This window comes from Cohnella silvisoli (assembly GCF_021190915.1).
Classification (GTDB): Bacteria; Bacillota; Bacilli; order Paenibacillales; family Paenibacillaceae; genus Cohnella; species Cohnella silvisoli.
The window spans coordinates 91463-108920 of sequence record NZ_JAIOAP010000001.1; the positions used below are offsets into that span (position 1 = coordinate 91463).

Sequence of the window (17458 nt, forward strand, 5' to 3'; positions counted from 1 at the left end):
AAAGCAGATTTGTATTAAACAACGAAGGTGGTTAACTACGATGGATGCCTTACTGGAACGCGTGTATTCCACGACGGACGAGCAAATGAATCAATTCGAGCGGCATGTCATGGTCGGCGGAGGTTCGCCTGGCCCTCGGCTTGTGAAGGGAAAAGGCGTCCGTATAACCGACACGAACGGAAAAAGCTACATTGACTGCACTTCTCAAAGCTGGGCGATGTATTTAGGATACGCAAATGAGGAAATAACTCAGGCTGTATATGAGCAAATGTCTTACTTCTCCCATGTGCATCAGGGCTTCCATACGATGCCGCGCTACCACCTCGCAGCGAAGCTGGCCAGCTTGGCACCGAAAAATCTGAACCGGGTTTCGTTTACGGTCGGCGGGGGAGCCGCTATTGAAGCCGCCATGAAAATCGCCATGAAAAATAATCCCGGAGCAAAAAGCTTCTTAACGCTTTGGGACGCTTATCACGGCAGCACACTGACAACCGCCGGTGCTTCCTGGATTACGACCAAAGCTTCCGGACAATTCACAGGCATGCGCAACTTTCTGGACAACGTGAACAACAACTTTATCCGTATTGCCAATCCGTATTGTTACCGCTGTCCTTTTGGTCATCATCCCGAGAATTGCGCGACGCAATGTGCCGATATGCTGCGGCTTACGCTGGAAAAGGGAGCAAACGGACCGGTGGCAGGGGTTATCGTCGAGCCGATCCAGGCCAGCGGCGGTCAAATTCCGCTTCCGAAGGCGTACTTGCAGCAGATCAGAAAAATATGCGATGAATTCGGAGCATTGCTCATTTACGACGAAATTCAGACCTACTGCCGGATCGGCGAATTTTTTGCCGCCGAGCATTATGAGGTGGAGCCGGACATCATCGTACTGGGTAAAGGACTGGGTGCCGGATTCCCGATCGCGGCCATTATCATCCATGACCGGCTGAAAGGCTTCGAGATGCACGCGGAGGAGCTGCACACGTTCGCCAACAATTCGGTATCGCAGATAGCCGCTTTGAAGCAGATCGATATTATCGAACGCGATAACCTTCTGGAGAATACGCGTCGGATGGGGGCCTACATTGCCGATCGGCTCCGCGAGCTTCAGCTCCGTTATGAGGAAATCGGCGACATTCGCCAGGTCGGTTTGCATATTGGGGTGGAAATGATCGAGGATGCGGACTCCAAGTTGCCGCTAACGCTGGAAAAAGCGGTGCAAATCCGCAACGTCGGCATGGAGAATGGCATCATTCTGGGTACGGGAGGATATCGCAAGCATCTGCTGAAAATTAAGCCGGCTTTGATTGTCAAGCAGGAAGAAGCGGATGAACTTCTGAATATTTTTGAAGCAACGCTGCGACAGGTACTGAGAGAGTAATGGAAAAGGAGACATCATATGCTAAAAATCGACTCTGCCCTGACATCTTTCTCCGCCTGCGGTGACCGTTTCGTGCAAAACGGTTATCGCGAGGCAGCCTCATTGGACGAGCAACTCGAACTAGCTTCCCGGATCAAAGGGCTGACGGGCATCGCTTTCGATTTTCCTACCCAATTCGAGGATCCCATGCGGATGAAGGAAAAGCTGGAGAACTTCGGCCTGAGGATGGGGATGCTCGAAATCGACCTGTTCAGCCAGCCGAAATGGAAATACGGCTCCATTACTTCCACGGATCCGAAAGTAAGGAAAGAAGCTATGGCGTTGATCAAGCGGGGGATTGATGCGGCTGCAGCCGCAGAGGCGGCGGATGTCCAGCTTTGGCTCGGACAGGACGGCTACGAATATCCGTTTCAATCCGATTATACGGCCGCTTGGGATTCGTTGGCGGAGAGTTTAACGGAGCTTGCCGCTTATAGGCCTGACGTAAGCTTAACGGTGGAATACAAAGCCAAAGAACCGCGTGCCCGCTGCTACATCGCAAATGCGGGAGTCGCTCTCGCTCTTGTCAATCATGTCGGAAAGCCGAACATCGGGGTCACGCTCGATGTCGGGCATGCGTTGATGGCCAAGGAGAACCCGGCGGAGTCCGCGGCGCTGCTGCATCGATTCGGCCGCCTGTTCCATCTCCACATCAACGACAATTATCGTGATTGGGATCATGACATGCTGCCCGGCACCGTGAATTTTTGGGACACGCTGGAGTTTTTCTACTGGCTTCGCCGCATCGGTTACGACGGGTGGTACGGTATCGATATTTATCCTTATCGTGAAAACGGTACCGAAGCGATGTCCCGCACGGTGGAATGGATTTACCGTTTCCACGAGGTCGCCGGTACGCTGGATGAGGAAAAGTTTCGCGAATATCGCAATGCCAATGAACCGCTCAAAATTTACGATATGCTGATGAAACGCTTTCTCCGATAGGGGGCGACGGACATGATTATAGACTCTCATTTTCATCTCGGAATGTCGCCCGGCTTTCACTATTACGAAACCTCAATCGAGAGATATTTGCAGTATATGGAGAAACGGAATATCTCTTACTGCATGAACATTCACTCGATCGGACTCCTTACGGATGAAATGGAGAGAGGCTTGGAGGAAGACATGGAAGCTTATAAGCTTTCAAGCGGGAAAATATTAAGTTATTACGTATTTAACCCGAATTACGCCGACAAGAGCTTGAAGCTGATGGAGCGTTACAAGGATCGGAGCATATTCAAAGCGATCAAGCTTCATCCTTCTTTTCATGGAGTTTACGCCGATGACGGCAGGTACGAAGCGGCTTGGGAGTATGCGGCAGCAAACGATTTGCCGATCATGTCCCATACTTGGGCGATTTCTCCCACGAATGACGCGCAAAAATTTTCCTACCCGCCATTGTTTGAGAAATATATCGCTCGTTATCCTCAAGTAAATCTGATTTGCGGGCATTCGGGCGGAAGGTACGACGGAATCCAACAAGCCGTCCGAATGGCCAGTCGGTACCCCAACGTATATATGGACACTGCGGGAGATGTGTATGCCAACGGGTTGATCTCCTTTTTGGTGAAAGGGGCGGGCGCGGATCGCGTGCTGTTTGGTTCCGACGGGTTTTGGATGGATGCCCGGACGCAAATCGGCATGATTTTGGCCGCCGATATTTCGCTTGAAGACAAAAAGAAGATTTTGTTCGAAAATGCAATGCGGCTGTTCCGGATTAACGGGTAATCGGATATTCGAATTTTCGATGGGGGTGAAGGGGGAGATGGGCCGCATCATGAAGCCGTATTTGAAAAACTATGAGTTGTACCTGTTGATCTCTCCGGTCATCGCTTATTTCGTCATTTTTAATTACCTCCCTATGTATGGCGTACAGATTGCCTTTAAAAACTTTATAGCGACAAAGGGCATTTGGGACAGCCCGTGGGTCGGCATGAAGCATTTCGATCGCTTTTTCGACAGCTACTACTTCTGGCGGTTGATCAAAAATACGCTGGGCATCGGGGTGTATCTCCTGGCCGCCGGGTTTCCGATTCCCATCCTATTGGCGCTTATGCTTAATGAAGTAAGGCGGAAGTTTTTCAGTCGTTTCGTGCAAACGTTAACATATGCGCCGCATTTTCTGTCCACGGTTGTCGTCGTCGGAATGCTGTTCTTCTTTCTCTCCCCGCAGAACGGTCTTGTCAACAATGTCATCCGGCTGTTCGGCGGCGACCCTGTGCTCTTCATGACCGAACCGTCATGGTTCAAATCGGTGTATGTATTGTCAGAAGTATGGCAGCAGATGGGTTGGAGTTCGATCATTTACCTCGCCGCACTGGCTGCGATCGACCCCCAGCTGCACGAAGCGGCTACGATGGATGGCGCGAGCCGGCTTCAGCGCATCCGGCACATCAATTTGCCCGGCATTATGCCGACAGTCGTCATTCTCCTCATCTTGAACACCGGCTCCATTCTCGGGATCGGCTTCGAGAAGATTTACCTCATGCAGAACGACCTTAATATGGAAAGCTCCGACGTTATTGCAACCTATGTGTACCGCAGCGGCATTCTGGATGCGCAGTACAGCTTTTCGGCAGCCGTAGGATTATTCAATTCCGTCGTCAGTTTCGTTCTGCTGCTAAGCGTCAATTTTATCGCCAGACGGACCGGAGACAACAGTTTGTGGTGAAGGGGGGAAGTCCATGCGGCAAAATGCTGCGGATAAAGCGTTCGATATCGTCAACTACACGCTGCTGACGATCGTGCTCATTGCTGTAATGTATCCGCTTGTCTTTGTGGTCAGCGCCTCATTCAGCAATCCCGAGAGGGTGCTGAACGGCGAGGTTTGGCTGCTGCCCAAACAATTAACCATGCTCGGATACCAGAAAGTGTTTCAGAACAAAGACATTCTGACGGGTTATGGCAATACGATTTTGTACACCGTTGCCGGAACGGCAGTGAATCTGGCCATGACGGTCGCCGCCGCATATCCGTTGTCCAGAAGGGATTTCAAGGGCAAAAAAGCGATCATGCTGTTTATGGTGTTCACGATGTTTTTTAACGGAGGACTGGTTCCCACCTATTTGCTGATCAAGCAACTGCATATGATCGACACGTTCTGGGTCATGATCGTTCCGAATGCGGTGGCGGTCTGGAACATCATCATTATGCGTACTTTTTTCCAGCAAAGCATTCCTGGCGAAATGCAGGAAGCGGCAGCTATTGACGGCTGCTCGAATACCCAGATTCTCCTTCGGATCGTGCTGCCGCTGTCGCTTCCGATACTCGCGGTCATGGTGCTGTTCTACAGCGTCGGACATTGGAACGCGTACTTTAACGCACTCATTTATTTGACCGACAGAGCCAAATATCCGCTGCAACTCATCCTGCGGGAAATTCTCATTCAGAATCAGATGAACGAAATGAACAATCTGACCGAAGAGTCTTATGCCAGTCAGGTCATGAATGCGGAAACGATCAAATACGCGGTCATTATTATCGCCAATTTGCCGGTGCTGCTCCTGTACCCGTTGCTGCAGCGGTATTTTGTAAAAGGAATGCTGATCGGTGCGATCAAAGGCTGAACGCAGCGTTCATTCGGAGTGGGGGTGGCGCCTGGACATCTATTGTGCACGGTTGTATGGAAGATGAGGTCAATTATTCGACAAAAATGATCAGGGAGGTTCATCGATGAAATTCAAAAGGCGGGTGTCAACGCTAGTTGCAAGTTTGCTCGTTATCGCCGTTCTGGCCGGCTGCAGTGGAAACAACGGAAACGCAAGCAATACGCCCTCGAACAGCGGCGGAAACACCGGAGCATCCGCGGGGAACGAAACGAAACCCGCAGCGGGAAATTTGAACGAAACCGGCATGCCGATCGTAAAAGATAAAATTACGATCCAGATGTTGACGGGAAAACCGCCGGCGGCGACGGATTGGAACAAGCTGATGCTTTGGACCGAATACGAAAAGATGACGAATATCCATATCGATTGGGTGGATCAGGTTCCTTTTGCCAACTTGGCGGAGAAACGCAATCTCGTGCTGGCGGGAGGCGAATACACCGAAGCCTTCTTCACCTCGCAAATGCCGATATCGGATTTGATCAAGTATGGGGCGGAAGGCGTATTCTTGCCGCTGAACGATTTGATCGACAAATATGCTCCCAATCTGAAGCGGATTTTCGAGCAGTATCCCGCCATTAAAAAAGGCAGCGTCATGCCGGACGGCAAAATTTATTCTTTCCCTACCATCGTCGATCCCGAGTTTCCCTCGGCGCTCACGGGAGGGAAAATCTGGATCAACAAGCAGTGGCTTGAGACGCTCGGGCTTAGCGAACCGCAAACGATCGACGATTTTTATAAGATGCTGAAACAATTTAAGGAAGGCGACCCTAACCGAAACGGCAAGGCGGACGAAGTGCCTCTTTCTTCGTATTGGATGCCGGGCATCGAAGGTTACCTGCGCGGCTCATGGGGGCTCGGCAACCGCGGCGCGCATGCCGGCAATTTCGATCTCGATCCGGCAACGGGCAAAGTAAGGTTTATCCCAACGGACAAGAAATACAAAGAGATGCTGCAATTTATGAATAAGCTGTACACGGAGAACCTGATCGATCACAACGTTTACGCGGTGGATTACGCGAAGTACATCGCCGAAGGGACGAAAGGCGTCTACGGCGCGATGTGGGGCGTGGACCCCGCTACGACGATCAAGAAGGACAGCTATATCGGTTCGCCGGCGCTGGAAGGCCCGGACGGGGACCGTATGTATACGGCTATCGCGGCTCCGCAGTTATGGACAGGCGGTTTGGTGCTGACCGACAGAGCTAAAAATCCGGAAGCGCTTGTCCGTTGGATCGATCACTTCTATGGCGAAGAAGGCGGCAAGATGTTTTTCATGGGCTTCAAAGACGTCACTTACAAGGAGACGGCAGATGGCAAGGTGGAATATGTGGATGAAATCAAAAACAACCCGGAAGGCCTGAACCTGGATCAGGCGGTCAGCAAGTACTTGACGTGGCCGGGCGGCGGCTACCCGGGCATCGTGCGCCAGAAGTTTTTCCAAGGCGCCGAAAGCTCCCCGGCCTCCATCGAAGCGACGGACAAGGTTAAGCCCTTCTTTCCTGAAGAGGTATGGCCGCCGTTCAGCTTCACTTCGGAGGAAAACGATACGTTTACGGCCCGCGCGACCGACATCGAAGCTTATGTCACCGAAATGACGGCCAAATTCGTTACGGGCAAAAACCCTTTCTCCGAATGGGATAAGTATGTGAAAACGATAAACGACATGGGCCTGGAGGAATATATCAAAATTTTCACCCAAGCTCTCGACCGTTACAAGAACAGTTAATCGGCGCAGTCGTCTATATTTGAAATCAAGCGGGCTCGGCAATATGCTTAACCGGACAGGGTTCGGCATATTGCGGAGTTTGCGGCTTTTCTCAAAGAAAGCGGGGAACTAAGGTGTTTGACAGCAAGCGGTTTCTTGACGGCGCAGATGAATATCGTCCGGTCATCATGTGGTTTTGGAACGATGAGATCGACGAAGCGGAAGTAAGAAGGCAGATCGGGGAATTCGCCGGCCAGCGCATTTATCAATTTTTCATTCATCCGCTGAACGGCCTTGAAACCGAGTATTTGTCCGACCGTTTCTTTGATATGATCCAGGTCGCGATCGAATGCGCTCGGGAGAAGGGCATGCGGTTCTGGATTTACGATGAGTATAATTGGCCGAGCGGTATGGTCGGAGGCAAGCTTATTCGCGACATGCCAGACTATCGGATGAGGGTGCTGCGGCATCGAAACCGCTCCTATACGCAAGGGCAAACGGGCGAGTTGGCCTACAAGGGACGGTTTCTGTCGGCCCAGGCGGTCTACGACGCAGCGCAAGTCGTGGACATTAGCGCCGAAGGGCGAGTCGATCCGGAGCGTGGGACGTTTACCTGGACCAATCGCGAGGCGAATATGTGCCAGGTTTACGTGTTTTCGGAAGACGTACAGGGGGGCATGCTGGCCGCTGGGCAAATGTCGCCGCACAGTTGGGACCAGGAAGGCTACTTAGATGTGATGAACCCGGAGGCGGTGCGGGCTTTTCTGGATATGACGCATGAGCGGTACGCGGCGAGGTTCGGTTCTTTGTTTGGCAGCACGGTTGCGGGCGTATTTACCGATGAAGTCAGCCTGACCAACCCGTTCGACTGCGGACCGGATACGATTCCGTGGACGAAAGGGTTCGAACGAGTATTCGCCGAGGCGAACGGATACGATTTGATTCCGCATCTGAGCGAGTTGGTCGCCGATCTCGGCATAAGCCGTAAAGTCCGCTACGACTACTGGCGTACTCTGACTGGCCGCTTCGAGCAAGCTTACGCCATGCAGGCGGCGGAATGGTGCGCCGAGCGCGGACTTATCCTGACCGGCCACTATTCCGGCGAGGAGCGGCTTGTCTGCGATCTGTTGCAGGCGGGCAATACCTTCTTGAACCTGCAGCACTACCAAATGCCCGCGATCGACACCATCTTCTCCACGATCAACGTGGAACGGGATGACTTTAATCTGCCAGGCAAAATGGTGACGGCGGTGGCCGAGCATACCGGGGCGGCGCGCACGTTGTGCGAGACGTTCTCCGGCAGCGGATGGCACACGACGCTGGATCAGATGAAGAGGGTCGTCAACCGACTGGCCGTGCTCGGCGTCAATACGATTCAATTTATGGGTGCTTATTACTCGCTTCGCAACGTGCGCAAGAAATTCCCTGCGTCGTACCCGCCTTCGCACTCGTTCCAGACGCCGATTTTCCGCCATTACGGGTTATTCTCGGACTACATTTCCAGACTTTGCTATGCCAACTCGCTGGGCAGACATCAGGCGGAAATCGCCGTTCTGATGCCGACGACGACGGTGTGGAGCGAATACGCGCCGCGATTTGATTTCTGGGAAAGCTTCCATTCGATTGAAAACAATAAGATCGGCGATTTGATGCATACGGAGCAGACGCTGCACGGCGTGATCAATGCGTTGATGCAGCTGCAGCGGGATTTCGATCTGCTGCATGAGCCTTCGCTGCTGGAAGGGGAGCTCCGGGACGGGGCGATTCTGTTTCGCGGGCATGCGTATAAACAGTTGATTTTGCCTTCCTTAACTACGCTGTCGGTAGAAGTGTGGGAGAAGCTGAAAGCGTTTATCGCTTCCGGAGGGAAGGTCGTTTTGATTAATTTCATTCCATCGGAGCTGCCTGACCGAAGCATCGCCGTAGAAGCGGAGAGGGTGTTCGGCTGGAATCCGAATGAAAGTTTCGTCTTGACAAGAGAATTGCTAAGGGCGGGTTCCGAACGCGTGACAAAGGTACGTATAAACGGCAATATTACGCATTTGGCCACCAACGAATTGCCGAAATCGGCCAACGGGGGATTTCGCGAGGCGCTTCGCGCTGATCTGGCATGGCTCGAGCAGCCGTTTGAGCTGGAGGGAGCCGGCAGCGAGCCTATTTTCCTGCTGCACCGGAAGGGCGAGGGAGTCGATCTGTTCCTGCTCGTGAATGACGGCGAGGACGAATATACCGGATCCGTTCGGCTAGCCTTGTCCGGCGGCGTATCGCTTTACGATCCGGCGAGCGGGGCGCGGCGTGGTCTGGCTGTCCGGACGCTGGCAGCGGGCGGGCAGCAGGTTGATCTGCGGCTGGCCGAAGGTCAGGCGGCGATACTGGTGGTCGATGCGGGCGAAGCGGCGCTTGTTGCGTCGGGTGCGGCGAAGGAAGACGGAGCGGCACATGCGGAAACGGGCCGGACGATCGACCTGTCCGGCGAGTGGACGTTCCGTACGGAGCGGCTTAATACGCTTCGGCTTCCTGTCGAGGTGGCAGTGCCCGGCCCGGAGCCGGAATGGCTGCCTGCTCCGGAGATGAGCTTTCCCTCGAACAAAGGCTTTACGCTCGGCTCCGATTACCTGGCAAGAGCGGTCTTTACGGTCGAGGAGCTGCCCGAGTTGCTTGAACTGGTGCTTGATCCCGAGATAGACCCGACCATTAAGGTAAACGGAGTAGCGCTTCGGCCTTCACGTACGGATATGCTGTGGGATTGCACCAATGCTGTCTACGATATTCGTGAAGCTGTACGAGTCGGCCGCAACCAGATAATCATTCACGGGTCAGTGCCGGCTTGGGGCGCGCCTCATGGTCCCGTTTTCCCCGTGCTGCGCGGCGCTTTCGGCGTCAGCGGGGAGCGCACGCTTGTGAAGCTGCCCGAAGCCGCCTTGGTACCGGGAAGCTGGGCTGAACAAGGATTTCCGGATTACTCTGGAACCGGTATCTATGCTTGCGAGGTGAAGCTTGACGAGAAAGAGGCGTCCGCATCCGTCGTCTTGACGGCGAAAGCCTGCACCGATGCCATTGAAGTGTGGCTGAACGGCGAGATTGCGGGGACAAGCTTGTGGCGTCCGCATGAGCTCGACCTTACCGGCCGGCTTCGCGCCGGCAGCAATTTGCTGGAGCTGAAGGTAACCAATACGCTGGCCAACCTGATGGAGAAGCAGGCAGCAAGCGGTTTGACAGGAGCAGTGAAGCTTTGGGTTTCTCATCATTTATCTGAATGAGGAGGCTGTCAGCTATGTATTCATTATTAGTAAGAACGTGCAAGCTGGTATGGGCGGTACTTCTATTATTCGGTTCTTTTCAATATTTTTCGGCTCCTCCCCGTGTTTCGGCAGCCGTGTTGCCTGCCGCAGCCGCAGCGGCTTCCACCGCATTGGGCGGCTATCCGGCCTCCAATGCGATCGACGGCTCGATCCCGACGATGTGGTCCAGCCTTTCCCACGCTTCAGAAACCGCAACGGAGTGGATTTCTTTCGATCTGGGCACAGCCCAAACCGTCGACACGCTGCGGGTGCAGCCGAGAGATTTCGGTTACGGCTTCCCGGCCGATTTCAAGCTTCAAGTCAGCGGCGACGCAGTCAACTGGATCGATATTCCCGGGCAAACCTATACCGGTTATGCGAACCCGGGACTTGTTCAGCAGCGCTTCGATTTCGCGCCGATCAAAACCAGATATGTGCGGATGTATGCAACGAAGTTGAGGGCCGACAATAGCGGCACCAACTATTACTTTCAGCTGCATGAAGCGTGGGTCGAACGGAATGCGCCTGTAAGCGCCGCGGCCTCTTCGCAGCTGACCGGCTACGAGGCGGCGAAAGGCGCGGACCATCTTTTCAACAACTTCTGGTCGAGCGCCGGTTATGCGGATGCCAATCATACGGAGTGGTTCGCCGAGGATTTGGGTATCGTCCGGCCAGTGGAACGCGTTGTCTTATATCCGCGAGATTCCGGCTACGGCTTTCCTTCCGACTTCAAGCTGCAGACAAGCTTGGACGGCACGACCTGGACCGACATCCCGGGACAAAGCTACGCCAATTACGCCAACCCGGGCGCGACGCCTCAGGAATTCAAGTTCCAGACGGTATTGGCCAAATCGGTCCGGGTGTATGCGACCAAATTAAATCCGGACAATGCGGGTACTTATTATTTGCAGCTGCTGGAAATGGTCGTCGTTCCGACCGTTACGGCCTCTTCGGATTCTGCGGGAGCCGGATACGGATTGGCCGAAGACGGCAGCGAAACGACCGTCTGGAGCAGCGCGGCTCATTCGGCTCAAACTTCAACCGAATGGATCCTGATCGATTATGGGCAATCCGCCGTGATCGACAAGTTGAAAGCGGTTCCGAATCCGAACGGCAAAGGGTTTCCCGTCGATTTCAAACTCCAATACAGCTCGGACGGATCGGCTTGGACGGATATTCCGGGGCAGTCGCATACGAACTACCCGGCGCCCGGCGCCGCGGCTCAAGCCTTCTCGTTCGATCCCGTCGATGCCCGGTATTTCCGGCTCTTTGCCACGAAGCTCGGGGCGGATGCGGGCGGCAGCTTTTCCTTGCAGTTGGCCGAAATGTCCGGAGAGCAGACCCACCGCAGAATTTCGCTGGTCCGTTATGGAGGCGACGCTTCGACTGCAGCAGCGGACCGCTCCTACAAATCGATGTATGACGGGGACGCCGCGACATACTGGTCCAGCGCTTCCCATGCGAGGAGCGCCTTCACCGAGTATGCCGCCATTCAATTCGGGCAGTCTTACGACGTCCATACGTTCAAAGCGACTCCGAAGACGGGCGGTTATGGCTTCCCCGTCGATTTCAAGCTTCAATACAGTACCGACTTCGGAACGAATTGGACTGACATTCCCGGCCAATCGTACGCCAATTATGCGAATCCGGGCAGCGCGCAGCAAACGTTCACCTTCGCGCCTATCACGGCCAACGCCATCCGGATGCTCGCCACGAAGCTGGGCGCCGATCAGGATGGCAGCTACTGCTTTGCGCTTGGCGAAGCCTCGGCAGAAGGCAACCATACGGAGCAGATCAAGTCCATGGACGCTTCCGGCTCCAGCTTCCTTGCAGGCTGGGAACCGAAATTGGCGGCCGACCTTAAAGCCGATTCCGTATATTCCAGTCAAGCGCACGCCTCGTCGGCATTCACCGAGTGGCTGGCAACCGACTTCGGCATGAAATTCCGCATTAACCGCATTCGGATCACGCCGCGCGTCGGCGGTTACGGCTTTCCGGCGGATTTCAAATTGCAATCGACGACGGATGGCGCCACTTGGACCGATATATCCGGCCAATCGTATACGAATTATCCGAATCCCGGTGCCGTCGAACAGACATTTACCCTCGGGAGCGTCCTGCAAGTCAGCGGCATCCGGATATATGCAACCAAGCTTGGGGCAGACAATGCCGGTAACTACTATTTACAATTACCCGAGCTCTGGTTTGACGTGACTTCGTCTAACCGCATCGGAATCGCCTATTTTGTATCTTCCGAGCGGACGGGTTACGAGCCGGCCAAAGTCCGCGACGGCAAATCAACGACTTATTGGGGAAGCGCCGAGGCGGCTGCGGCTGCGAATATCGCCTGGGTTTCGATCGACTTCGGCAGCGTCAAATCGGTGAACGGCGCCGGCATCCGCCCCCGTTCCGGCGGTACGGGCTTTCCGGTCGATTGGAAGCTGCAAAGCAGCATCGACGGCTCGACGTGGACCGATATAGCCGGTCAATCCTACACCAATTATACGAATCCCGGCAGCGCGGAACAGCGGTTTTCTTTTGCCCCGGTGGCGGCTCGCCATCTTCGCGTGTATGCTTCCAAGCTGGGAAGCGTCGGCGCGGGAGCCTACGCCCTTCAACTGGCTGAGCTGGAAGCTTTCACCAACGGTTATGAGGGCCGCTTATCCGGCAGCGCTTCCTCCTTCGTATCTGGCAAGGAGGAGAGCAAGCTACGCGACGGCGACCGAAACAGTTACTATTCCAGTCAAGGGCATGCCGGTTCCGCGGCGACGGAGTGGGTTTCGCTCGATTTGGGATCTTCCAAACGGCTGCACACCGTTCGTATCGTTCCGCGCAACGGAGGCATCGGTTTTCCCGCCGATTTCAAGCTGCAGAGCAGCACCGACGGCTCGGCCTGGACGGATATTCCGGGACAGCAATATACCGGTTACGCCGCTCCCGGACGGCAGGAGCAGTTGTTCGAATTCCCGTCGGTTCAGGCCAGATACGTGCGGCTGTATGCGACCAAGCTGTCCGCCGACACGGACGGCAGCTATTACCTTCAGTTGGCCGAATGGGATGCGGCGGCTGATGGTCCGATGTACGCGACGCGCAACGGCGGGTACGACAACCTGCTGGACAACATGTGGCACGCATTCGGAGCCGTTGACGACGGGACGGATGCAGTATACAAATTCGGCAACGAATCTACTTTTTTTGATTGGATCGCGAAGAAGCTGCTGTGGAGCGATTCGGTGGAGGACAAAACCGAATTGAAGCGGCTCATTCGCGAATATCCGATCAGCGATAACGGCTACTTATGGTCTTGGGGCACACAGAGTAAATGGCCGGTCGGTCCGGGCTCATTCCATTACGACGGATTGCCGAAGTATATTCTCGCGGCCTATCAAATCGCCATGTGGGACGACCCGAACTTCCTGAACGAGACGGATTCGTCCACCCTGCAGGCATTCGACGGCACGGTGGATGTGTCGGCAGGCATGACGGTAAAGCAAAAAATGGAAGCTGCCATGGGCTTTATGTTGAATAGAATGGGCGGGAGCAGTGGTTTGGTCATCACGCCCGGAGACTTGAACACCGGTCTGCCCGGCGGAGATCCGACCAACTATTGGGACGTCATGCCGTTCGGCTACAAAGATGCGTACACGAACGCTTACTATGTTGCCGCATTAAAGGCCATGAGCGATATGTACGATATGCTCGGCGACACGACGAACGGGAATTATTACGCGACATTGGGAAGTACGGCGGAAGGGCAGTACAATACGGCATTTTGGGATGGAACGAAAAAAAGGTACGCCGGCACAGTGGATAAAAACGGCACGGCCCGAGACTACGGGTTTACGTTCGTCAATACGGAAGCGTTGATGTCCGGAGCCGCGAATGCAACGAAGGCGAATGACATCTACGATTGGCTTGACGGTAAGCGGACGGTCTCGGGCGATACGTCGACCGGCGGGGACATTTACAGTGTCACAAGATTCGCCCCCCGGGCCAACACCCTGAAGATCGAGAGCGTCACTCCCTATTGGTGGTACGATCCGACGAATTCCTTCCCCGTCACGGGTACCTGTTCGTTCGAGGAATGCCAGCAGAACGGGAACGCCATCTTCTATGTATCCTACTACGACCTCATGGGTCGCTTCAATTATCGGGGCTCCGACAACGCGATGCACCGGATGAACGCGATTATCAGCGAGTTCGCGCTTGACGAGCTGCGCCGCGACCCTGTAAACAGCTATGGTCACGACTTCAAGATGGGGGTCATCAACGAGTTTCCGGAAAGCGGGCTTGTTCCCGTAAGCTTCGTGTACGGTTTGCTCGGCATGTCCGCCAGCAGCCATGGTCTGGAGTTGTCTCCGCAGCTGCCGTCCGGCGTTGATCGCGCTGGAGCGAGCAATGTCGTTTACCGGGGCAGAACCTATGAGATTACGGCTATGACGGATTTTGTACGGATCGAGACGCTTTCCGGCGGAGCCGGCACTCTTGCGGGACGAATCGGCCGACTGGCACCGAACGCCAGCTACAGGATCACGAACAAAAATCTATCGAATGGGACGATGTCCTTATCAACGGTGACGACGGACAGCAACGGCGTGCTGAGCTACAGTCAAACGGTCGGGACAGCCATTCAGCTTACATTCGAGAAAATATAAACGTTTTCCGAACGGGAAAACAAGAACTGAGGAATGATCGGCTTGGAAATCGTAGGACTTACGGTGGAGCATCGCGATAATCCCCAAGGTATCGACGCGAGCAGTCCGCGTTTGGGCTGGAAGCTCGTTTCCGAAGGACGAGCGAAAGTGCAGCGAGCATACCGCATTCTCGTAGCCGGCAGCAGGGAACGGCTGTCGGCAGGCGAGGGGGATGTGTGGGACAGCGGTAAGGTTGCTTCCGGCCAATCAACCCATGTCGCTTACGGAGGGCAGCCGCTTTCCTCCGGAAAAGCTTACTATTGGAAAGTTCGGGTTTGGGACGAGAAAGGTGTTCCGTCCCGCTGGAGCGATACCGGACAATGGTCGATGGGACTTCTCGATGCCGGCGAGTGGAATGGGGAGTGGATCGGATATAACGTCCCTGAAGGGGAATTCGGTCAGGCCGCATGCTGCTTGCGGAAGACGTTCGTCCTGCTCCGCCCCGTCCGGCGAGCTATGCTGTATGCGACGGCGCTCGGATTATATGAAATCTTTCTCGGCGACAGCAGGGTCGGCTGCGAATATTTGACGCCAGGCTGGACGAATTATAGCAATCGCGTTCTGTATCAAAGCTATGATGTAACGGAGCGGCTTGCGTCCGGAGCGAACGCGATCGCAGTCCTACTGGGAGCCGGCTGGTATTCCGGCCATGTTGCCCACATCGAGCCAGGCTTTTACGGGAGGAGCCCGTCTTTGCTGCTGCGTCTAGCGGTGGAACACGATGACGGCTCCCGGACCGATATCGTATCGGATGGCTCATGGAAAGTGTCCCGCGGAGGCATCGTCTACTCCGACCTGATCATGGGAGAGACTTGCGACGCCCGTTTGGAGCCAACCGGTTGGCGGCATGCTGGCTTCGACGATTCGACGTGGCCGTTCGCCAATGTAATGGAGCCGTATGCCGGGCGCATCCAGGCGCCAAAAGACGATGGCGTGCGAATCGCGCAAACGATAACGCCTATTGCTGTTAATGAACTCGGGGCGGGCCGTTATATCGTAGACATGGGACAAAACATGGCGGGATGGGTGCGGCTAAAAGCGGAGGGCCAGGCCGGCGATACGATCAAGCTCCGCTTTGCCGAGATGCTCGATGGTGATGGCGTGATCTACACCGCCAGCTTACGCAGCGCCAAGCAGCAGGATGAATTCATTTTGGCCGGCGGCGCTCCGGAGACGTTTGAACCTCATTTTACGTATCATGGCTTCCGGTTTGTCGAAATCGAAGGCTATCCGGGCGAGCTGTCGGCTGACAGTGTGGAAGGAGTGGTACTGCATTCCGGCGCCTCGCTTACTGGCCGTCTGGAAACCGGCCATTCGGGCGTCAATCGACTGCACAGCAATGCGGCATGGAGCATGCGCGGCAATTTCATCAGCGTGCCTACCGATTGTCCGCAGCGCGACGAAAGACTGGGCTGGCTGGGCGATGCGCAAATTTTCGCCCGGACGGCTACTTTCATGGGCAATGTCGCCGCTTTTTACGAAAAATGGATGGAAGATGTCGAGGCGGATCAGTTTCCGTCGGGTGCATTTCCGGATATTGCGCCTTATATGCCTTTCGTCGGCGGCGGCACCGCCGGCTGGGGTGACGCAGGCGTCATCGTTCCGTGGACAGTGTACCAGGTATATGGGGATCCGGAAATATTACGCCGGCATTTCGATGCAATGATCCGCTGGATCGCGTATTTGCAGGACACGTGCACGGACCTGATCCGACCGGACGAAGGCTACGGCGACTGGCTGTCAATCGGTGCCGAAACGCCGAAAGACGTTCTTGCCACTGCCTATTTCGGCTATAGCGTGAAATTGACCGCCGCTGCGGCAGAGGCTATCGGCAAACAAGAAGAAGCCGAAAGGCTGCAAAGTCTTTTCTGTGATATCCGCGAGGCGTTCATCCGTGAATTCGTCACCAGTGACGGGCGGGTAAAAGGCGAGACGCAAGCGGGCTACGTATTGGCCTTGCATATGGATCTGCTGCCGATCGATCTCCGGCCGCTGGCCGCCGCTCGTCTTGCCGGCGATATCGAGAGTAAAGGCAGGCACCTGTCGACCGGCTTTCTCGGCGTAGGCTATTTGCTTCCCGTCCTTAGCGAAGCCGGTTATACCGATTTGGCGTATGGCCTATTGCTGCAGGATACGTTCCCGTCCTGGCTCTACTCGGTCCGTAACGGAGCGACGACGATATGGGAAAGATGGGACGGCTGGACGGCAGAGAACGGCTTCCAGGATCCGGGCATGAATTCTTTCAACCATTACTCGCTCGGCTCGGTTGCGGAATGGATGTACCGGTATATGGCGGGCATCGATTTGAAGCCTGACAGGCCGGGATACAGCGATTTCTCCATCTATCCTAGATTGAGCGAGACGATCGGCCATTGTCGGGCCGAATTCGAGAGCGTCTACGGCACCATTGTCAGCGAATGGCGAATTGAGGGCGGCAGCGTATCCCTATGCGTGTCGGTTCCCGTTAACGCGTGCGCGACGCTCTATGTCCCAGTCTTGGATAACCGGATATCCGGTCTTGAAGCGGTGACGGAAAGCGGCAAGCCGGTCATGCAAGCTGAAAGCTTTGAGTTTCAGGGTTTCGAGGATAACCGGGCAATGTTCCGCCTCGGCTCAGGTAATTATTCGTTCGTTTCCCGCTTCAGGTAAATAGTTACAATTGTTAAGTAAATCCGACCTTAAGCGGTCGGATTTTTGCATTTATCAATGGTGAAACCTCGGTTGACATATTTTAATGTTTTTAGTAG

At 54.8% G+C, this 17458-nt stretch carries 9 protein-coding genes; all 9 read left to right on the forward strand.

Translation table 11 applies throughout. From position 1 onward, the window contains the following. The first annotated feature begins 40 nt into the window (after window positions 1-40). The 9 genes from K7P76_RS00410 to K7P76_RS00450 all read left to right on the forward strand — a co-directional run bounded on the left by K7P76_RS00410 (window position 41) and on the right by K7P76_RS00450 (window position 17360). Window positions 41-1381 carry an aspartate aminotransferase family protein gene (locus K7P76_RS00410; protein WP_232182094.1) on the forward strand — a complete coding sequence of 447 codons (1341 nt, stop codon included), beginning with the start codon at window positions 41-43 and terminating at the stop codon, window positions 1379-1381. Between the two features lie 18 nt (window positions 1382-1399). Beyond that, window positions 1400-2365, forward strand: coding sequence for a sugar phosphate isomerase/epimerase family protein (locus tag K7P76_RS00415; RefSeq protein WP_232182095.1), 966 nt, complete (start codon window positions 1400-1402; stop codon window positions 2363-2365). Between the two features lie 12 nt (window positions 2366-2377). After that, on the forward strand, window positions 2378-3151 hold the full coding sequence (locus K7P76_RS00420) for an amidohydrolase family protein (RefSeq protein ID WP_232182096.1): 774 nt from the start codon (window positions 2378-2380) through the stop codon (window positions 3149-3151). Window positions 3152-3170: 19 nt separating this feature from the next. Next, window positions 3171-4094, forward strand: a complete 924-nt coding sequence (locus K7P76_RS00425) for an ABC transporter permease (RefSeq protein WP_373692323.1) — start codon at window positions 3171-3173, stop codon at window positions 4092-4094. A 13-nt stretch (window positions 4095-4107) separates the two neighbouring features. Beyond that, window positions 4108-4989: a carbohydrate ABC transporter permease gene (locus K7P76_RS00430; protein ID WP_232182098.1), complete on the forward strand. Its 882-nt coding sequence runs from the start codon at window positions 4108-4110 to the stop codon at window positions 4987-4989. A 106-nt stretch (window positions 4990-5095) separates the two neighbouring features. Beyond that, window positions 5096-6757: a type 2 periplasmic-binding domain-containing protein gene (locus K7P76_RS00435; protein WP_232182099.1), complete on the forward strand. Its 1662-nt coding sequence runs from the start codon at window positions 5096-5098 to the stop codon at window positions 6755-6757. A 113-nt stretch (window positions 6758-6870) separates the two neighbouring features. Continuing rightward, entirely contained in the window at window positions 6871-9996 is a 3126-nt protein-coding gene (locus K7P76_RS00440; protein ID WP_232182100.1) for a glycosyl hydrolase, read from the forward strand. Window positions 9997-10010: 14 nt separating this feature from the next. Further along, the gene (locus K7P76_RS00445; protein ID WP_232182101.1) at window positions 10011-14672 is read left to right on the forward strand and encodes a discoidin domain-containing protein; all 4662 of its coding nucleotides are present in this window, start codon (window positions 10011-10013) and stop codon (window positions 14670-14672) included. Between the two features lie 33 nt (window positions 14673-14705). After that, the gene (locus tag K7P76_RS00450; protein ID WP_232182102.1) at window positions 14706-17360 is read left to right on the forward strand and encodes a family 78 glycoside hydrolase catalytic domain; all 2655 of its coding nucleotides are present in this window, start codon (window positions 14706-14708) and stop codon (window positions 17358-17360) included. The last annotated feature ends 98 nt before the right edge of the window (window positions 17361-17458 follow it).